The sequence below is a fragment of the Sphingomonas sp. BLCC-B65 genome (assembly GCF_028550675.1).
In the GTDB taxonomy this organism is placed as follows: Bacteria; Actinomycetota; Actinomycetes; order Actinomycetales; family Microbacteriaceae; genus Microbacterium.
Genome location: NZ_JAQQGL010000001.1, coordinates 1,739,757 through 1,759,406 on the forward strand (window position 1 = coordinate 1,739,757; position 19,650 = coordinate 1,759,406).

At 70.6% G+C, this 19,650-nt stretch carries 11 protein-coding genes; 7 read left to right on the forward strand and 4 right to left on the reverse strand.

What is annotated here, in order from left to right; all coding sequences use genetic code 11:
- Nucleotides 1-19 precede the first annotated feature (19 nt).
- Together PP359_RS08215 and PP359_RS08220 are read left to right on the forward strand one after the other, a co-directional pair.
- Nucleotides 20-1,456, forward strand: a complete 1,437-nt coding sequence (locus PP359_RS08215; RefSeq protein WP_499250314.1) for a glycoside hydrolase family 5 protein — start codon at nt 20-22, stop codon at nt 1,454-1,456.
- A 17-nt stretch (nt 1,457-1,473) separates the two neighbouring features.
- Nucleotides 1,474-2,703, forward strand: a complete 1,230-nt coding sequence (locus PP359_RS08220; protein WP_499250315.1) for an ROK family transcriptional regulator — start codon at nt 1,474-1,476, stop codon at nt 2,701-2,703.
- 10 nt (nt 2,704-2,713) lie between these two features.
- Here the strand turns inward: PP359_RS08220 and PP359_RS08225 are convergent, their stop codons facing one another.
- The 3 genes from PP359_RS08225 to PP359_RS08235 all read right to left on the reverse strand — a co-directional run bounded on the left by PP359_RS08225 (nt 2,714) and on the right by PP359_RS08235 (nt 12,395).
- A complete protein-coding gene (locus PP359_RS08225) occupies nt 2,714-3,808 on the reverse strand; it encodes a lactonase family protein (RefSeq protein WP_499250316.1) in 1,095 nt (364 codons plus the stop codon).
- The gene (locus PP359_RS08230) at nt 3,756-5,042 is read right to left on the reverse strand and encodes an adenylosuccinate synthase (RefSeq protein WP_036286848.1); all 1,287 of its coding nucleotides are present in this window, start codon (nt 5,040-5,042) and stop codon (nt 3,756-3,758) included. The genes PP359_RS08225 and PP359_RS08230 overlap by 53 nt, the downstream gene beginning before the upstream one ends.
- A 153-nt stretch (nt 5,043-5,195) precedes the next feature.
- Nucleotides 5,196-12,395: a DUF5979 domain-containing protein gene (locus PP359_RS08235; protein ID WP_347418193.1), complete on the reverse strand. Its 7,200-nt coding sequence runs from the start codon at nt 12,393-12,395 to the stop codon at nt 5,196-5,198.
- A 213-nt stretch (nt 12,396-12,608) separates the two neighbouring features.
- Between PP359_RS08235 and argG the strand changes: the two genes are divergently transcribed.
- The 5 genes from argG to PP359_RS08260 all read left to right on the forward strand — a co-directional run bounded on the left by argG (nt 12,609) and on the right by PP359_RS08260 (nt 18,890).
- Complete coding sequence (argG, locus tag PP359_RS08240) at nt 12,609-14,051, forward strand: argininosuccinate synthase (protein WP_294981882.1); 1,443 nt, start codon at nt 12,609-12,611, stop codon at nt 14,049-14,051.
- A 93-nt stretch (nt 14,052-14,144) separates the two neighbouring features.
- Nucleotides 14,145-14,768, forward strand: coding sequence for a TetR/AcrR family transcriptional regulator (locus PP359_RS08245; RefSeq protein WP_039415311.1), 624 nt, complete (start codon nt 14,145-14,147; stop codon nt 14,766-14,768).
- The gene (locus tag PP359_RS08250; RefSeq protein ID WP_036286837.1) at nt 14,768-15,463 is read left to right on the forward strand and encodes a hypothetical protein; all 696 of its coding nucleotides are present in this window, start codon (nt 14,768-14,770) and stop codon (nt 15,461-15,463) included. The genes PP359_RS08245 and PP359_RS08250 overlap by 1 nt, the downstream gene beginning before the upstream one ends.
- The gene (locus PP359_RS08255; protein ID WP_499250317.1) at nt 15,460-17,313 is read left to right on the forward strand and encodes a YhgE/Pip family protein; all 1,854 of its coding nucleotides are present in this window, start codon (nt 15,460-15,462) and stop codon (nt 17,311-17,313) included. The genes PP359_RS08250 and PP359_RS08255 overlap by 4 nt, the downstream gene beginning before the upstream one ends.
- Before the next feature lie 110 nt (nt 17,314-17,423).
- Nucleotides 17,424-18,890 (forward strand): phytoene desaturase family protein, encoded by a 1,467-nt coding sequence (locus PP359_RS08260; protein ID WP_499250318.1) that lies wholly within the window; start codon nt 17,424-17,426, stop codon nt 18,888-18,890.
- Between the two features lie 19 nt (nt 18,891-18,909).
- Here PP359_RS08260 and PP359_RS08265 read toward each other — a convergent pair whose 3' ends face one another.
- Nucleotides 18,910-19,476: a GNAT family N-acetyltransferase gene (locus PP359_RS08265; RefSeq protein WP_499250319.1), complete on the reverse strand. Its 567-nt coding sequence runs from the start codon at nt 19,474-19,476 to the stop codon at nt 18,910-18,912.
- Nucleotides 19,477-19,650: the final 174 nt, after the last annotated feature.

Here is a 19,650-nt window from a genome sequence, read left to right on the forward strand (position 1 = left end):
CCGTCCCGTGAGGAACACCATGACACCACCCCGTCGCCCCCGCGGTTTCGTCCGCGCCGTCGGCACAGAGCTCGTCGACGACGAGGGACCGCTGCTCCTTCGCGGCGTGGGACTCGGCAATTGGCTGCTCGCGGAAGGGTACATGTGGCGTTTCGGCGACGAGCTGGCCTCTCCGCGCCAGATCGAAGCGCGGATCGCCGAGCTGGTCGGCACCGCGCGGGCGGCCGAGTTCTGGCGCCGGTTCCGGGACGAGTTCGTCACCGAGAGGGACTTCGCGCTCATCGCGCAGCTGGGGTTCGATCACGTCCGCCTGCCTCTCAACGCGCGCGGCGTGATCGCCGATGACGGGAGCTTCCAAGAGGACGGCTTCGCACTGATCGCCCGGGCGGTCGAGTGGGCGGAGCGCCACGGTCTGCGGGTACTGATCGATCTGCACGGCGCTCCCGGCGGGCAGACCGGAACGAACATCGACGATTCGCCGCACGGCATCCCGGAACTGTTCATGGCGGAGCACTACCGCGCGCAGACGGTGGCGCTATGGCGCGAGATCGCCCGTCGCTTCCGCGACAGCGAGACCGTGCTCGGCTACGACCTCCTCAACGAACCGCTGCCGAACGAGTGGCAGCACCGCTACCAGGACGAGCTCGTCGATCTCTACCGCGAGCTGACCGCGGCGATCCGCGAGATCGACCCGAATCACCTGCTCATGTACGAAGGCAGCCACTGGGCGACCAACCCCGACCCGGTGCGGGTGCGCTTCGACGAGAACCAGGCCGTGCAGTTCCACCGCTACTGGTGCGCCCCCGACGAGACGAGCATCGCCGACTTCCTCCAGCTGCGTCGCGACGCGGGACTGCCGATCTACATGGGCGAAGGTGGCGAGAACACGCCCGGGTGGATCTACGCGGCGACGCGCCTGTACGAGCGCCACGGGATCGGATGGAACTTCTGGCCCTGGAAGAAGCTCGACACTCTCACCTCGCCGCTGTCCGCGCGCACCCCCGAAGGCTGGGAGCTGATCGCCGACCCGACGGTGCAGCTCGACCCCGACCACGCGTGGCGGATTCTGCGGGAGTTCCTGGCGGCCGTCCCCGTCGAGCGCTGCGACGTGCGCACGGCCGTTCTCGATGCACTGTTCGCGCGCCCCGCTCTGCAGCTGCCGGCGTGGGCCGGGGTGGGCGGCGAGGCGGAGACTTCGATCTCCGAGCAGGTGGCCGCCCCGCTGCCGGAGGGCCTCTGGCATCACACGGCGGGGGCGGCCTACGCTGCCGCCGAGTACGTTCCGGTGGAGATCGCCCCCGGAGACCGCCTCGCGTTCGCGTTCTCGTCCCGCCCGGCATCCTGGCGGGTCGACGCCGACCGATCCCACGCCGTGACGGCGGACTGGCACGAGGGCAGCCTCCGACTCAGCGCCTCGGAGCGCGTGCGGGTGCGACGGCTCGAGGTGAGCATGTGACGGGCTATCGTCGAACCATGAGTGCACAGGCGCGGGGCGCCGCCTCCGCGGCGCCCGCCTCGGCGACCGTCACGACGCTGCGTCAGCAGAATCGTGCGGCCGCTCTGCGCTTCGTGCTGCAGCAGGGCGAGACGACCCGGGCCGATCTCGCGCGGCGTTGCGGATTCTCTTCGGCATCCGCCGCGAACATCACCTCCGAGCTCATCGATGACGGGTTGCTGGCCGAGGTCGGCTCGGTCTCCTCGCGCGGCGGACGACCGATCTCACTCATCGCGCCCCGCGCCGAAGGTGCCTACGCGATCGGCGTCGATGTCGGCGAGCGCGGCGTCGCCGTCGAGCTCTTCGACCTGTCGTTGACGATGGTCGACCGCGAATTCCGCGGCGGAGGCCACGACGAGACCCCGCCGGACATCCACCGCGATCTCGTCGAAGCCATCGCCGCGTTGCGCATGCGCAATCAGGAGCGGTGGCCGCGTGTCCTCGGCATCGGGCTCGGGCTTCCGGGTGTGGTGGAGACCGGACCCGACGGTGCCCAGGTGCTCTACGCCCAGAGTCTCGGTTGGGAGCCGTGGCCGATCCCGCGCGACCTGGATGCGGATCTGCCCGTCTTCGCGGAGAACGGTGCCAAGACGCAGGCGCGGGCCGAGCTCTGGTACGGCGCCGCACGCGGAATCGACCATGCCGTCGTGGCCCTCCTCGGTCGCGGCGTCGGGCTCGGCGTCATCAGCGACGGAGCCCTCGCGCACGGCGCGTTCAGCAGCGCCGGCGAGTGGGGTCACACGAAGATCGTGGTCGGCGGCGCGCGCTGCCGGTGCGGACAGAACGGCTGCGTCGAGGCCTACCTCGGCGCCGATGCGATCCTCGCCGAATGGCAGACGCGGGGCGGCTCCTTCGAGGGCTCGGGGTGGCAGGCGATCGGCGCGCTGCTGGCCGCGGCGGACAGCGACACGGACGCGCGCGCCGTCGTCGACGGGGTTGTGGAGGCGCTCGGCGCGGCGCTGGGAAGCGTCGTCAACCTGACCAACCCCGAACGCATCGTCGTCGGCGGATGGGTCGGGATGCGCTTGATGGAGCACGGATCCGCACGGATCGCCGATGCGGTGCGGCGCAACTGCCTGACGCGCCTGGGCACCCAGTTCGAGATCGTCCCGGCGTCCTTCGGCGGCGACACGGTCGCGCTCGGATCGGCGCTGATGCCCATCACGGCACTGATCGACACTCCCCGCAGCGAACTGTTCGCCGTCTGAGCCCCACGCCTCAGGATGCCGGGAGCAGACAGGTCGGCGAGGGGGCGTCGACACGGCGTCGCGCTCGCCCCGGCACCCCGGTGCGCTCGTTCAGCGTGAGCGCGGCGATCTCGTCGGAGTGCTGACCGGCGACGAGGAGGGTGTCGCGCACGACGACGTGATGCCGGGGCCCGTCCACGCCCGCGTCGACGAGCGCGACGGGACGCAGCTGCGCCCCGTCACCGCGCACCTCCACGACGGCGATCGTGTTCGAACCGCGCAGCCCCGCGTAGACGAAGCGGCCGTCACGCGAGAAGGCGAGCTCGGCCGCGGCGTCTCCGGCGAGCGCGCCCGGCGACAACGCCACGCCGGCGGCGACGCGCCACTGCCCGCTCGCGTCGGGCGCCAGCGCATAGAGCTCGTTCGACAGCTCGGTCACCACGAAGAGGTGCTCCGACGGATGCCATCGACTGTGGCGCGGCCCGGTCTGCCGCGGAAGCGCGACGTCGCGCGAGCCCTGCGTCCCCGTGCCCCGCCAGAAACGCACGAGATCGAGCCCGAGATCGGTCGTCGCCATCGTGTCGCGCGGCAGAAACCGCACGTGGTGCGCGCGCGACGGCCGCGGCTCCTGCGACATGCCGACCAGGGCATACGGATCGGACGCGGGGGCGAGCACGCTCGGCTGGGACGGGCGTCCCTCGGCATCCAGCGACATGCGCACGAGGCGCCCATCCCCCCAGCAGGCCGCGATCAATGCGTCGGCGGCGGGGGCGACGGCGAGATGGCAGACGGCATCGCCGGCCTCCACGGGGGCGCCGAAGGCGATGAAGCCCTCCTCGCCGGTGCGGCGATATGCCTGCACGACGCCGCGCCCCTCCAGCGCGGCGTAGACGACCGCACGCGTCGGATGCCACGCGATCCATGACGGCGACTCGGCGCCGACGGCGACCTCCGCGCGCCGGGCGAGCTCTCCCCCGGCCGATCCATCGTCGGGGTCTCCAGCCAGGAGCGTGCTGATGCCCTCCGCGCGACCGCCCATGTCGGCGGAATACCCGCCGAGGAAGAAGCGCACCTCAGTCGACGAGATCGTGGCGCACGATGACCGCGTCCCGGGCGGGACCCACACCGATCACCGAGATGCGCGTGCCGCTCATCGCTTCCAGAGCGAGCACGTACTCCTGCGCCGCGACGGGCAGATCCTCGAAGCTCCGCGCGCCGGAGATGTCGTCCTGCCAGCCCGGGAAGTACTCGAAGATCGGTGTCGCGTGGTGGAAGTCGCTCTGGTTGACCGGCACCTCGTCGAACCGCTCGCCGTCGACGTCGTACGCGACGCACACGGGGATCTGCTCGAGCCCGGTGAGGATGTCGAGCTTGGTGAGCACGAGGTCGGTGATGCCGTTGATGCGGGTCGCGTAGCGCGTGATCGGCGCGTCGTACCAGCCCACGCGGCGGGGCCGACCCGTCGTCGTGCCGAACTCGAAGCCGCGCTTGCGGAGCCACTCGCCCTTGTCGTCGAACAGCTCGGTCGGGAAGGGTCCGGAACCGACGCGCGTCGTATAGGCCTTGACGATGCCGACGATGCGATCGAGGCGGTTGGGACCGACCCCCGACCCGGTCGACGCACCACCGGCGGTGGCAGAGGAGGAGGTCACGAACGGGTAGGTACCGTGGTCCACGTCGAGCATGGTGGCCTGGCCGCCCTCGAAGACGACGACGTCGCCGGCATCCAGGGCACGGCTGAGCAGCAGCCCCGTGTCGCAGACCATCGGGCGCAGGCGCTCGACGTAGGAGAGCAGATCGTCGACGACCTCGTCGACGGTGATCGCGCGGCGGTTGAAGACCTTCACCAGCAGGTGGTTCTTCTGATCGAGCGCGCCTTCGACCTTCTGGCGGAGGATGTTCTCGTCGAAGAGGTCCTGGATGCGGATGCCGACGCGGTTGATCTTGTCCGCGTACGTCGGGCCGATGCCGCGACCGGTCGTGCCGATCATGCGCTTGCCGAGGAAGCGCTCGGTGACCTTGTCGAGCGTGCGGTGGTACTGGGTGATGACGTGCGCGTTCGCGCTGATCTTCAAGCGCGACGTGTCGAGGCCGCGGGCGTTGAGCGCCTCGAGCTCGGCGAAGAGCACTTCGAGGTCGACGACGACGCCGTTGCCGATGACGGCGTTGACGCCGGGGGACAGGATGCCGGAGGGCAAGAGGTGCAGTGCATACTTCTCATCGCCGATGACGACGGTGTGACCGGCGTTGTTTCCGCCGTTGAACTTGACGACCCAGTCGGTGCGCTCACCGAGCAGATCGGTGGCCTTGCCCTTGCCCTCGTCTCCCCACTGGACGCCGACGATCACGATTCCTGGCATGGACTGCTCCCCCGTTTTCGGCCTTCTGGCGCATATCGGACGGTTGCACCGGGAATGCCGGTACACCCCATCCTATCGAGCGGCCCGTCCTGCGCTCCGACACCGCTGAGCGGACGGGCGAGGGTCACCTCGCCCGTCCGCTCAGCGCATCCGTCAGATCTCGCGACGGCGGCGGCGCGTCAACAGCACGATGCCGACGATCAGACCTGCGATCCCGAAGCCGGACACCCCGAGCACGAGCGCCGAGCTGCCACCGGTGGCCGGCAACGGCTTGTCGAAGCGGTTGTCGACGCCGACCGCGATCGTCCTGTCGGCGGTGATGACGACGCTCGCCGGGTTGGCGGAGTGGCCGCCGTCGACGGTCATGGTGACCTGCTTCGCCTCGCCGGTGCGCGTCTCGGTGAGCACGCACGCGGCATCCGTCGGCAGATCGGTGTAGACGACGGGCGTTCCCACGGTGAGATCGCGGACGGCGCCGCCCGGGATCGGCAGGTTCTCGCCGTACCAGGTGCACACGAGCGTCACACCGAAGGTGTCGCCGGTGTGGGCGGATGCCGCGGTGCCGCTGACCGTCTTCGTCACCGAGATCTGACCGGCGGTGAAGGTGTTGGCGATGGTCATGAGCTGCGGCTCGTCGCCCCCGTGAAGGTCGATCGTCGCGCTCGTCCCGGTCACGGGGTCGGCGTCGTCCACCGTGATGCTCGTGGAGGCCGCGTGACCGGTGACGGTCTCGGTGACCTCACACGTCGCGCCGACGGGAAGGTCGGTGTAGGCCGCCCGGTAGTCGTTCGCGGCGGTGAGCTGGCGCTCCGCTCCCCCGGGCACGGCGATGTCGGTGACGGTGCCGTCCACGACGTACGTGCAGACCGCGCTGACCGTGAACGGTCCCGCCGCACCGGGATTGAGCATGTTGCCCTGGCGCTCCTTGACCACGTCGAACGAGGCCAGGTCGAAGCGGTTGGTGGCCGTGACCTTGACGTCGCCGATCGCGACCGGGTCGGTCGGCGCCACGATCGTGACCTGGCCGTCGGCCGGGTCGAGCGTCGCCGCGGTCGCACCGCCCGTCGTCAGCTCCTTCACGTCGCACACGGTGCCGGTCGGGTACACACCGAACGTCTCGGTGTCGCCGTGGCGCAGCGAGAAGCGCTGGTCGAGCAGGCTCTGACCCTGGTACGTGCAGACGGCGGAGAAGTCGAACGAACCCGTGCCGTAGAGGTCGGCGCCCGCACCGGTCACGACCTTGCCGACCGTGAGTCGACCCGCGTCGTACCCGTTGGTCACGGTGACCGCGGCGGCATCCACCCCGGGCGTGACCGTGGCCGAGCCGTCACCGGCGTCGACGACGTTCGTGCCCGTGAACACGATGTGGTTCGCGAAGAACGAGTCCGTCTCGGTCACCGTGCAGCGTGCCCGGGCGGGGATGCGGTCGGCCGGAGCGGTCCAGGTCTGGCCCGCCTCGAGCGTGAAGGTGAGCTCGTGGGAACCCTGATCGTCGAACGCCACCGGCATTCCCGTCGCACTCGTGCACGTCAGCGAGAACGTGAACGGTCCGAACTCGCCGGCCGTCGCCTCGGTCTGCACCTGCTTCGTGACCGACAGGCCGCTGTACTGGTAGTCGTTCGTCAGCGTCGCGACCTGCAGCGCGGGCACGTCGCCCGCATCGCCGTCCTGCGGGGCCGGCTCGGTGACGGCGATCGTCGTGGGCGATCCGCTGCGGGAGGTCTCACCGAACGCGCCGACGGCGCCCTGTTCGGTGACGGTGCACGTCGTGCCCTCGGCGCTGAGCGGGATGCCGTCGATGCGCGCCGTGTAGTCGTTGGCCGCACTGAGGGTGACGGTCGACGCCGCTCCGAGGTCGAGCGGTGACCCGCCGGCGGAGCAGACGACATCGGCGAGGAAGCTCGTCGGCGCGTACTGCGCCGCCGGTCCCGTGATCTTCTTGGTGACCGCGATCGAGCCGAAGCGCAGGTGGCTGCCGACGACGGCCGGAGCGATCTTGCGGAACGTGCTCTCGGTGGTCAGCTCGTACTTGACGCCGTACTGGTTCCAGGCGAACTGATCGCTCGCGGGGACGCTCGTCGACGCGCCGTCGGGACGGTCAGCGGCGGCCGGCTTGTTCACGGTGGAGAACGTGACGTCGGCAGCCTGACCCGGCGTGAGCGCCTTGGCCGGCGTCGTGCGGAAGTCGAGGTGCACGCGGATGCCGGTGACCTTCGACCAATCGGTGCCGTCGGACGCGACGGTCCACTTCTCACCGTTCTGCTCGCAGACCGGCGCGGTCGTGAGCGTCGACCACGTGTTGACGCACACTCCCGTGCTGGTGGTGACCTCGACGGTCTGCGTCGTGCCGGCCGGAGCGGCGACCTTGAGCGAGCCCGCCAGGAGCTCGGGGCGCAGCGTCGAGCCGCGACCCGTGCCCGAGATGAGCAGCGTGTCACCCGGCGTCGGCAGCTGGTCGAACACTGTCATCTCGGCGACCGGGACGGTCCCCGCGTTGACGTTGTGCAGCACCCAGTCGTCCGTGCCGCCCACCTCGGAGTTCGCGACACACGGCGACCGGAAGTAGCCCTTGTCGCCGACGACGAGATTCTGCTGGCAGATCGCATCCGAGGCGCCCGGCTGGTACGCACCGGGCAGCGCGCCCGAAACACCCTTGACGGTGTACAGGTTCGAGCCGGCGACCACGCCGACGTAGTCGGTGGTGCCGCACGTCGTGGGGTCGTTCGCGAACGCGCTGGTCGTCGATCCGCCGGGTACGGTGTTGCGGCACGCGGTGAGCTGCTGCGCCGTCTTCACCGTCATCGTGTTGGTCGCGCGGTCGCCCTGCGACAGTCCGGGCTGCAGCTCGAGGAACAGCCGCACCTTGAACACTTCACCGGGCTTCATGCGGTTGCCGTCCGACGGCCACGTGAACGTGACCGTGCGACCGTCGGGGCTGAGGCCCACCGTGACTTTGTCCGACAGGAGGCCGTCGGCCTGCTTGGTGAACACGGGCGCCGGTGTCGTCAGGTAGTCCAGCTGCACCGGCAGCGTGTCGGTCAGCTCCGACACGGTCAGGAAGCCGGTGCCGGTGTTCTGGAAGGTGAGATCGAACGGCACGGGCGAGCCGACCGACACGAGGCGGTCGCCGTTGTTGCTCAGCTTGTTCACCGCGATCTGGTGCGTGCCCTGCGTGAGCGCGATCTGGGCGGACGCCTGCTTCAGGGCGGAGTCGTTGCCGTCGACGCGCGTCGACTGCGAGGACTGCGTGTTGGTCACGGTGTGGTCGAAGCTCACCGGACCGCTGGCGTCGCGGTAGGCGTCGCGCACCTTCACGGTGAAGGCCGCCGATGCCGACCAGTTGGCCGCCGGGAGCGTGTTGGAGAACAGAGCACCGTCGGCGCGCGTGAAGGTGAAGCGGATGCCGTCGACAGCGGTGACGTCGGTGCCCGCGGGCAGCGCGGCGGTGGCCGCGGCGGTTCCCTGGATCCAGCGTCCCCCGGTGTGCACATCCACCCGCACGCGGTCGGCGCCTGCCGGCAGGGTCACCGTGCCGAGCCCGACGAGGTCGAACGTGTTCCAGAAGGCGGTCGCGTCGGCGAAGTCCTCGACGACGACGACGTTCGGAGAGAGGGTGCTGCGCGGGTTCGATCCCTGGTTCGCACCCAGGGTCACCGTGACGGGCGTGCTCTTCGCCGGCTCGGCGATGGAGGCCGCGCTCACCGACTTCGTCGGGGTGATGTTGACGACACCGCCGGTGAGGACGACCTTCGCGTCGGCGACGTCACCCGTCTTCGTGGTCGGCGCCAGCACCGGGTCGTACGACTGGGCGAAGACGCGGTTCGAGACGTCGACCGTCTTTCCTGCCGGCAGCACCTGCGCATCGCCGCTGGATCGCAGCGTGGGTCGCAGTCGGCTGTCGATCGTGACCGTGAAGACGTTGCTCTGGTCGATCGTGCCCGTGTTCGCCGCGCTCACGCCGCGGAACGTGACGCTGACGCCCACGACGTCGGAGAGCTGTTCGGCGGTGAACGCGTTCACCTGAGCGATGGTGTGCGAGGTCGTCGTGTACGTGCCGCCGGAGTGATGCAGGAGCCATACCGTGGAGCCCGACGCGTCGATCTGGGCAGGAATGCTCGAGGCAATCGTGATCTTGGTCGCGTCGAAGCGATCGAAGGGCGTCGGAGTGCCGCTGTCCGTGAGGTAGTTCTTCGACGTGTCGAACGGGTCGGCGAAGGCCGCGGAGACATCGGACTGACACCCGGCCAGTGCGGTCTGGCTGCAGGTGGCCGGATCGGTCATCCGCAACGCGCTCGCCTTGGCCGTGGCGTCGTTGTGCGCGGTCATCGTCCACTGCGCCGTCGGATAGCTCTGCGCGGGCGTGCCGGTGACGGGCGTGAAGATCTGGCTCGTCGGCGTGGCCGACTTGGTGACCTTCACTCCCGGCGGCTGGTTGAGGATCTGGATCGTGTCGTGGTCGCCGTCGGTGATGTCCGCGCCGCCCGCGAGAGGGTGCGAGCTGATCTGGACGGCGTTGTCGACGATGCCCTTGGTGGAGGTGTTCAGCAGCGAGTCCGCCGTGATCGGGGTTCCCGAGGAGCGCGTGACGTCACGCAGCTGCCAGGTGAGGTCGAACTCTCGCTGCACGCTGCCGGAGCCGACTCCCGAGCCCGGGGCGGGCGCGAACGGATCGAAAGCGGGACCGGTCTGGCGCGCGGCCTGACGGGCCGCGGTGTCGGCCGCCGTCTCATCGATCACCAGGCGGACGCCGGTGGTCTTCGCCGACTCCTCCGCGGTGAGGGTGTATCCGACGAAGCCGCGGCCTGCCGTCATCCAGCTGCCACCGGGCGCGGCGACGGTGTGCCACGTGCCGTCGAAGAAGAGTTCGACCGCGGTCACGGTGTCGTACTTGAGGTACCAACCGTTGCTGTACGGGTCGGCGCTCGGGGCGATCGCCGCCACCGAGACGAGGTCGAACGCGTCATAGGCCGTCGACGACGGTGTGCCGGCGTCGGTGGCGGGGTCGGTGATGGTCACCGGCGCGAAGCCCGAGGAGACGTTCCAGCGCAGCGTCGTGTCGGCACGCTGCCCGGACTGGGCATCGAGGAAGTCACGCGTCCACCGCTTCTGGATGTCGGGTCCGGGGCCCGGCGGGTTCTGCTCGGTCTGGATCGTTCCCGGTGCCGTGTCGGTCGCATCGTCGATCAGCGTCTTGCCGCCGTCGCTCTTGCCGGTGACGCTCGAGACCGCGGTGTTCGTGTAGGTCGTGGGCTTGTCGGGGCCGGGAGTCGTCGCGCCGCCCGTGCGACGATCGGCGCGGGCGTCGAAGACGAGGTTCGGCGTGACGTTGGTGGTATCGGCGAACCCCGCGTCGCTGTGGAAGGTGAAACGGATGCCTTCCACGTCGGCGGCAGCCAGCGGCGCGAGGGCGGCCGCGGTGGCCGCGGCATCCATCTGGAAGACGAACGCCTGCGCCTGCGCGGGCGCGGTCGCCAGCGTCACCCACGTTCCGTCGTGACGACGCACCTGCACGGTCAGCGTCGTGTTGGCCGGCACCTGTGTGGGCGCGACGGAGGTGAAGCTGAAGGCGTTCCAGAACGCGTCCTGCGCGCCGTTCCAGGCGTCCTCCACGACGATGTCATTGATGCGGGCTCCGTCACCGGTGGCCGAGGCCACGGTGCGCAGGGAGGCGATGACGCTGTCACCGGGGGCGACGGGGGCACCCGGGCGCACCGTCTTGTCGATCGTGACGGAGACCGACGGGTCGATGACCGTCAGCGTGGCATCGTCGGTCGCTTTCGCGGTCAGACCGTTGGGGGCGGTCACCGTCGAGGCGACGGTGTTGGTCAGCGTGACGCTCGGCTTTGCGCCGGTCGCGTTCTCGGTGGTGGCGATCGTGAAGGCGGCGTTGGCGGTCGCGTTCGCCTGGATCAGCGAGCCGGTGAAGACGAGCTCGAAGCCGGTCACGGGCCCTCCGGGCGCGGCCGGCACGGCGCCATTCGCGAAGGAGACATCCTGGGTTCCGCCGGCGGCGAGGTGGTAGACGACCTTCGCCGCGCTGGCGCCGGCCGGCCACACGGGCGCGGCGGTGAACCCGCCGAAGGCCACGTCGGTCGAGAAGAAGTCGAGGTCGGCCACGCGCAGCTCGCTGACGGGGACCGCGCCGTTGGTGGCGGAGAGCGTCGACGACGCCTTCTGGCCGGCGGTGATCTGACCGGGAGCGATGTTCTTCGCGGTCTGCACCGTCGGCATCGAGGGTGCGACCGTGTAGCTGGCCGTGGCATCCTTCGTGGCCGTGCGCGTACCGACGGCCGCGATGCCGTTGGCCACGTTGTCGACGCGGTGCTCGGCAGTGGACAGATCGGCTCCGGTGTCGCGCTGGGTGGAGCGCTGGGCGAGGCCGAGCCCCAGTGCGACGGTGTCACCGGGCGCGATGGTGCCGACGCAGGTGAGGCGGATGCCGCCGACCTGCGCATTCGTGACGCCGTTCGGCAGGGTCGGGGTGGCGGCGGGCGGGCCCGTCTTCCACGTCCAGGTACCGCCCTGGAAGACATACGCGTCGACCTGGACGGACGTGCACGACGCCGGCAGCGAGACGTTCTGCAACCCCGTGAAGTCGGTGATCGTGAAGGGGTTGCTCGCGTCGAGCGTGGACGCTCCGTCGACGGCGGTCTTGGGCTCCTGGATGACGAGCTTGTCGACGTTGACGTTCGAGGCGTTGGAGACGCCGAGGGCGATGGCCGACGCGGCTCCGGGCGCGTAGGACAGACGGTTCGGCGACCATGTCTTCGTCACGCCGACAGCGATGTTCTCGGGAACGTTGATGTTGATCGTCGCCGAGCTGTCGACCGGGTTCGCGTTGGTCGCCGTGACCTTCGCGGTGTTGACGATGTCGCCGCTCTGGCCGGGCGGGTAGTTGTCGGGCACGCGGAGGCTGACCAGCATCGAGAAGGTGGTGCCCGCCGACATACCGACGCCGACGGGGGTGTCGGTCGTTTCCTTGATGTCGACCGTCACGGCGGTGCCGGCGGCGACCTTCGCCGGCGGGGTGCTCGCTCCCCCGGTCCAGGTCACGGCGTACGGGGTGGTGTCGGGAGCGAATCGCACGCTCTCGATGTCGAAGCCCACGAGCGCGGCGGGGAAGGCATCGGTGAGCTGAGCGCCCAGGCAGTCCTGCTCCGAACACGTGACCTTGACCGTGTACGTGAACGTGTCACCCGGGAGCGGCGTCGGCTTGTCGACGCTCTTGTCGATCTGCAGGTAGTCGCCGGGACCGCCGGCGGCGGTCGCTGCCGGCGCGATGCCGCCGACGACTCCGCCCAGCGCCAGAAGAACGACGAGAAGCCCCGCGACGAACGGACGCTTCGCGGACACGACAGAAGAGCGCGCAGCGCGCATGCCAACTACCCCCAAGGTAGAGCGCCCCTGCCACCGACCCCACGTCGGCAGCCCCGATCCCACATCGGAGGGCGCACGTGGGTCCGACCATAGGGCATACATGCACAGCTATGCGAATCCGGTGACCCCCGCGAGTGGGGGGGCCGCCTCCGCAGGTTGCACCGCCGCCGCTCAGTAGACTGAGGTTCCATGTCGAAGGTCCTTCAGTCCCTGCCCGTCGGCGAGCGCGTCGGCATCGCCTTCTCCGGGGGGCTCGATACGTCGGTCGCGGTCGCGTGGATGCGCGACAGGGGCGCCGTTCCGTACACGTACACCGGCGACCTGGGGCAGTACGACGAAGACGACATCGCATCGATCCCCGGTCGCGCGCTGCAGTACGGCGCCGAGAAGTCGCGCCTCATCGACTGCAAGCCGCTGATGGTCGAAGAGGGGCTCGTCGCCCTCTCGTGCGGCGCGTTCCACATCCGCTCCGGCGGCCGTACCTACTTCAACACGACACCGATCGGCCGCGCCGTCACCGGCACGCTGCTCGTGCGCGCGATGAAGGAGGACGGCGTCGACATCTGGGGCGACGGATCCACCTACAAGGGCAACGACATCGAGCGCTTCTACCGCTACGGCCTGCTCGCCAATCCCGCCCTGCGCATCTACAAGCCCTGGCTGGACGCCGATTTCGTCACCGAGCTGGGTGGTCGCAAGGAGATGAGCGAGTGGCTCGTCGCCCATGACTTCCCGTACCGCGATTCGGTCGAGAAGGCCTATTCCACCGATGCCAACATCTGGGGCGCCACACACGAGGCGAAGACCCTCGAGCACCTCGACGTCTCACTCGAGATCGTCGACCCGATCATGGGCGTGCGCTTCTGGGATCCGGCGGTCGAGATCGCGACCGAAGACGTGTCGATCACCTTCGAGGCCGGTCGTCCCGTCGCCATCAACGGCGCCGAGTTCACCGACACCGTCGCGCTCGTGAAGGAGGCCAACGCCATCGGCGGCCGTCACGGACTGGGCATGAGCGACCAGATCGAGAACCGCATCATCGAGGCGAAGTCCCGCGGCATCTACGAGGCGCCGGGCATGGCGCTGCTGTTCATCGCGTACGAGCGCCTGGTCAACGGCATCCTGAACGAAGACACGCTGGCGACCTATCACGAGCAGGGTCGCCGGCTCGGCCGCCTCATGTACGAGGGACGCTGGCTGGAGCCGCAGTCGTTCATGCTGCGCGAGTCGATCCAGCGGTGGGTGGGCTCCGCCATCAGCGGCACGGTCACCCTGCGTCTTCGCCGCGGCGAGGACTACACGATCCTCGACACCGTGTCGCCGAACCTGTCGTACTCGCCGGAGAAGCTCTCGATGGAGCGCGTCGGAGACGCCGCGTTCGGTCCGACCGACCGCATCGGCCAGCTCACGATGCGCAACCTCGACATCGCCGACTCGCGGGCCCGTCTCGAGCAGTACGCGGGTCTCGGGCTCATCGGCGGTGCGACCGCCGAACTGGTGGGCGAGCTCGCATCGGGCGCGTCGGCGGAGATCACCGGGCATGCGGCTCCGTTCGACGAGGCGCGCGAACAGCTCGCCGAGGCGGTCGACGAGGCATCCGAGTCGGCGTCGTTCGACTTCGGCGCCGACTGAGCCTGCGCTCCGACTCGTCCGCGTTTCGACCCGTCGCTGCGCTCCTCGCTCAGGAAACTTGCACACTGCTGTGCACGTTAATACACTGATCGGGTGACCACCACCGCACCCCTTCGACGCCCCCGAAAGGATGCCGCTGCCAATCGTGCCGGCATCCTGCAGGCGGCCGCGACCACCCTGGCGCTCGATCCGTCCGCCTCGATCGATCAGATCGCGCGCGCGGCGGGTTTGTCACGGCGTGCGCTGTACGGACACTTCGACGACCGTCAGGCACTGCTCACCGAGCTCATCGCCGCCGGCGCCCAGCGCTTCAATGCGATCGCCTCGTCGCTCCACGAGCCGCATCCCCCGCTCGCTCTCGCACGCTTGACGGCGGCCCTGTGGGCGGAGGCCGCCCACGTGCAGGTGGCCGCCGCGCTCGCGCTCGACGACACCCGCCTCGAGCAGACCGCCGCCGCACTCGCCCCCCTGCGGCGCACCCTCGTCCAGGTCGTCCGCGCCGGCCAGGACGACGGCACCCTCCGCGTCGACATGGCCGCCCCGACTCTCGCCCGCCTCATCGAGGAGACGGCGCGCGCGGCGGTCAGCCGCATCGATGCATCGTCGCCCATCGCGACCTCGCTGGCCGTGCGGGCCGTCCTCAGCATCGCCGGGCTGTCCTGGCGGGAGTCCGAAGCCCTGCTGAACGCCCACCCCGATGTGCTGGAGACGAAGTGATGCGCGTACGTCTGGATGAGGTGCAGAAGGGGCGCCGCGGCGAGGCCCTGGGGGCGACGAGCCTCACCTACCGCAGCGGGCGCGCCACGCTCGCGGTCGCCGAGACCGAACAGCGCCCCACCGTGCTGGGTCTCATCGCGTCGGGGCGTATGCGCCCCGACGCCGGCACCGTCGCACTCGATGACGCCACCGACCGCCGCGCGCACAACGCGCTGCGCCGCCGGGTTGCCCTGGTCGATGCTCCCGACGTCAGCGAGCCCGCCCCGAACATCGCGGTGGCCGGTGTCGTCGCCGAGGAGCTCATGTTCGCAGGCCTCGCCTCCGATCCTCTGTCGGCTCGACGGTGGCTCGACGAGCACGACCTGCGCTCGTCGGCGCGACTGCCGATCGCCGACCTCGCACCGGCGCACCGACTGCGCATCCTTCTCGAACTCGCCTCTGCGCGCCCCGGGGTCGACGGCCTCGTCCTCGTCTCCCCCGACCGCCACGGGGGCGACCCCGTGCAGTGGTGGGAGCTCGCCGAGGAGTTCGGCGAGCGAGGCTACGCCGTGCTCGTCATCGCCGGCGAGGCCGCCGCGTCGGCCCTGATCGACACTTCGGCATCCCTGGCGCCGCATCCCTCCAGCGCCCGCGTCCTCAAGCCCAGTCGGGTGCGCCTGCGCACCACCGCTCCCCTCGCCGGAGGCCACCGATGAAGATCCCCGCCATGATCGCCGCCGAGCTGCGGCGCCTGACGGCGACGCGCATGTCGGTCATCGCTCTCGTCGCCCTCATGCTCGTGCCCGTCCTCTACGGCGGGCTGTACCTGTGGGCCAACCAGGACCCGTATGGGCACTTCTCCGAGGTTCCCGTCGCCCTGGTCGATCTCGACGAGGGGTCGGGGACCGGCAGCGATGCGGCGCAGTACGGCAGCCAGGTCTCGCAGCAGCTGATCGACGGCCACGCCTTCGACTGGCGCGCGATGAGCGCGGCCGATGCCGCAACCTCTCTGCACGAGGGGACGGTCGACTTCATCGTCACGATCCCCTCGGACTTCTCCGCGGCCCTCGTCTCCTCCGGCGGCTCCGCACCGCGCCAGGCGACCATCGGCCTGCAGACCAACGACGCCAACAACTACCTCGCATCGACCATCGGCACCCAGGCCGTCGAGAAGATCCGCCGCTCGGTCGCCGAGCTCGTCGGCCAGGAGGCGGCTTCGCGCTTGTTGGGAGGGCTCGCCGACATCCGCGCCCAGCTCGTGCAGGCGTCCGACGGCGCCACGACCCTCGCCGACGGGGCCGCCCAGGTCGCCGGAGGCAGCACGACACTGGCGCAGGGCACCGCCGCGCTGGCGCAGGGCGCGGGAACGCTCACCGACGGCGCCAACCAGGTCGCCTCGGGCGCCGCGCAGGTCGCCGACGGCGCCGACCGCGTCTCGGCGGGGACGGCGACGCTCGACGGATACGCGGATCGCGCGGCATCCGCGGGGCAGCAGGTGGTCGCCGCCCTCCCGCAAGCCCGCGCCGACATCGCGACGCTGCTGGCCGACCGCGGCGTCGACCAGGCCACGATCGACCGGGTGCTCGCCGCGCTGGATCCCATCGGAGACGCCGCGGTGACCGGCAACAACCGTCTTCAGGCGGCGGTGTCACAGGTCGATCAGCTGGCGTCCGGGGCAGCGCAGGTCGCATCCGGCGCCGCGCAGGTCTCCGCCGGGGCGACGCAGGTCGCCGGCGGCGCCGGCTCGCTCCGCGACGGCGCCGACCAGGCCGCGGCCGGCGCGGCGACCCTCGCGTCCGGTGCTGGTCAGGTCGCCGGCGGCGCGGCACAGCTGCGCGACGGTCTGGCTTCGGGGGTGCAGGCGATTCCCGACACGGATGCCGCGACCCGCGACGCCCAGGCCAAGACCATCTCCGATCCGGTCGCGGTGAGCTCGAGTGCGCAGACCTCCGCGGGCGATTACGGTGCCGGGCTCGCGCCGTTCTTCGCTGCCCTCGCCGGCTGGATCGGCATCTACGCCCTCTTCCTCATCGTCAAGCCGATCTCGCGCCGAGCCGTCACGGCGCTGCGCTCGCCCGTCCGGGTCACCATCGCGGGCTGGCTCACCCCGGCTTTCCTGGGCAGCGTCGGCATGGTCGCGCTGTTCGGCGTGCTCTCGTTCGCCCTCGGCTTCCGGTTCGCGAACCCACTCGGCACTCTCGGCATCCTGATGCTCGCCTCCTTCACCTACGCGGCGATCATCCTGGCGTTGAACGTCTGGCTGGGCTCGGTGGGCCAGTTCGTCGGTCTCGTGCTGATGGTGCTGCAGCTCGTGACGGCGGGAGGCACCTTCCCCTGGCAGACGCTGCCGGCACCGCTGGCAGCACTGCATCACGTGCTGCCGATGGGCTACGTCGTCGACGCGATGCGCCAGCTGATGTACGGCGGCGACCTCGCCCGCGTGGGCACGGACATCGGCGTGCTGCTGCTGTGGCTCGGCGGGGCGCTGGCGCTGGCGGCGGTGGGGGTGACCCGGATGACCCACCGCCGAACGCTCCGCGACCTGCAGCCGAGTCTCATCGGATAGGGCGCCGGGGCATCGTCCCGTCGGCTGCCCGCCCGGCGACGGCGGGCGGCCCGCCCGACGACGGCGGGCGGGCCGCCTCTACGATGGGAAGGGACCCCGGAGGAGGCTCCATGGCGACCAGCGCATGGCCGATGACCGACGTCGAGGTCGTCGGCTCAGGCCCCAACGCACTGGCCGCCGCCGTCACCCTCGCACGCGCGGGCCTGTCAGTGCGCGTCTTCGAGCGGATGTCGCACCTCGGCGGCGGAGCCCGCACCGCCGAGACGGTCGCGCCCGGATTCCACCACGACACGTGCTCGGCCGTGCACCCGTTGGCGCTGGCCTCACCCTTCTTCCGCGCCTTCGGGCTCGCGCGTCGCGTGCAGTTCGTCACACCGGAGATCTCGTTCGCACATCCCTTGAGCGCCGCCGACGGCGGCTCCGGCATCGCCTATCGCGATCTGGAGCGCACGGTCGAGAGCCTGGGCCGCGACGGCGCCGCCTACCGCCGCCTGATCGCGCCGCTCGCCGCGCGTTCGCGCGAGATCGCCCGGTTCACGGGTTCCCCGCTGCTGCGCGTGCCTCCGCATCCTCTCGTCAGCGCCCGCTTCGGCGCGCGAGCGGTTCTGCAGGGCAGCGCCGCCTGGAATGCGCCCTTCAGCGGCGCCGTCGCTCCGGCGATGATCACCGGCGTCGCCGCCCATGCGATCGCGCCGCAGCCGAGTCTGATCGCCGCGGCCGCCGGCCTCGCCCTGCAGACGCACGCGCACGCGGCCGGTTGGCCGATCCCGATGGGCGGCTCCCAGGCGATCTCCGACGCCCTCGCCGACGATCTCCGCGCACACGGCGGCGAGATCGTGCTCGACCACGAGATCGCCTCGCTCGACGAGCTGAACGCTCGCGCGGTGGTGCTGGACGTCACCCCGCGCGCGCTCGTGCGGCTCGCCGGCGAGCGGATGCCGAGCGGCTACCGGCGGCGCCTGGAGCAGTTCCGCTACGGCAGCGGCTCGGCCAAGGTGCAGTTCGCTCTCTCGGGTCCGGTCCCCTGGGCCGACGAGCGGATCGCCGAGGCCGGCACGGTGCACATCGGCGGCACACGCGCCCGCATCGCTGCGGCCGAACGCGAGGTGCTCGCCGGGCGACACGCGGCATCCCCCTATGTGCTCGTCTCCCAGCCATCGGTCTTCGACGCGACACGGGCGCCGCACGGCCACCACGCCCTCTGGGCGTACACGCACGTTCCGGCCGGTTCGACGCTCGACCAGACCGAGGCCGTCACCCGCGCGATCGAGAACGTCGCACCCGGATTCCGCGATGTCATCATCACGTCGCGCAGCACGTCGGCCGCGCAGCTCGAGGCCGACAACCCGAACTACATCGGCGGCGACATCGCGGCCGGCGCCGCGACCCTGCGCCAGCTGCTCGCACGGCCCGTGCTCAGTGCCGAGCCGTGGCGCACACCCCTGCCGGGCGTCTACCTCTGCGGCGCGGCGACGAGCCCTGGGCCGGGGGTGCACGGGCAGTCGGGATGGTTCGCCGCGCGGAGCGTGCTGCGACACGAGTTCGGGATGGCCCGCACGCCGTCACTCGCACCCTGAGGTCGCTGCGCGAGGCGCGTCACCGCAGCGGCAGCATGACCTTCTCGAAGCGGAAGCCGCGATCCTCGCCGTCGAAGCTCTCACCCGGTCGATCCGCTGCATCCGGCTCCTCGGGCGGGCCGGGATGCGGGTGGCCCTCGTGGAAGAACTCGACCGCGTGAAAGCCGCAGACGTTGATGTAGAAGTGGATGTTGCGCACCTCGAAGTGCGGCGTGAAGGTCTCCCAGACGCGGGTGTCGGGGTAGCGCTCCTCGATCGCGCGCCACGCCCGCCGACCGAGTCCCTTGCCCTCGCGACCGACATCGATGAAGAACAGCTCCAGCGCGCGGCGGCCCGCCTCCCGGCCCGGAACGACGACCGCCCCTCCCACGCGTTCGCCGTTCTCGAGCAGGTGCAGCACCTCGGCATCGGGAGCATCGAACGACTCTGCGAGCTCACGATCGCTGGGAATGGGTTCCGTGCTGGGCTGCCCCGTCTCCTTCTCCACGGCGGGGGCGAAAGCCGCCTGAATGCGCCGACCGACGTCGGCGAGGTCGTCGCGGATCGCCGGCTCGAGCGTCAGGGGTGGCGTGCTCGCGGTTGTCATGATTCGTGCCTCTCTCACGCGGTTCTTCCAGTCCACCAGCGCGCCGCGTCGGCCGCATCGCCCGAGCGTCCGGACTTTCCCGCCGATCGGGGGACGCGGCCGCGGACCGAGCGGAGGGATGCCGGGGCCGGACCTGTGACCCCCCAGTTGACGGTCCGGCCCCCGACTCGTCCA

What these genes read in the sequence shown, in the direction of transcription:
- PP359_RS08260 (WP_499250318.1), top strand. Translation starts at nt 17,424, where the DNA reads ATGGCGACCAGCGCATGGCCGATGACCGACGTCGAGGTCGTCGGCTCA.
- PP359_RS08250 (WP_036286837.1), top strand. Translation starts at nt 14,768, where the DNA reads ATGCGCGTACGTCTGGATGAGGTGCAGAAGGGGCGCCGCGGCGAGGCC.
- PP359_RS08265 (WP_499250319.1), bottom strand. Translation starts at nt 19,476, where the DNA reads ATGACAACCGCGAGCACGCCACCCCTGACGCTCGAGCCGGCGATCCGC.
- PP359_RS08255 (WP_499250317.1), top strand. Translation starts at nt 15,460, where the DNA reads ATGAAGATCCCCGCCATGATCGCCGCCGAGCTGCGGCGCCTGACGGCG.
- PP359_RS08220 (WP_499250315.1), top strand. Translation starts at nt 1,474, where the DNA reads ATGAGTGCACAGGCGCGGGGCGCCGCCTCCGCGGCGCCCGCCTCGGCG.
- PP359_RS08230 (WP_036286848.1), bottom strand. Translation starts at nt 5,042, where the DNA reads ATGCCAGGAATCGTGATCGTCGGCGTCCAGTGGGGAGACGAGGGCAAG.
- argG (WP_294981882.1), top strand. Translation starts at nt 12,609, where the DNA reads ATGTCGAAGGTCCTTCAGTCCCTGCCCGTCGGCGAGCGCGTCGGCATC.
- PP359_RS08215 (WP_499250314.1), top strand. Translation starts at nt 20, where the DNA reads ATGACACCACCCCGTCGCCCCCGCGGTTTCGTCCGCGCCGTCGGCACA.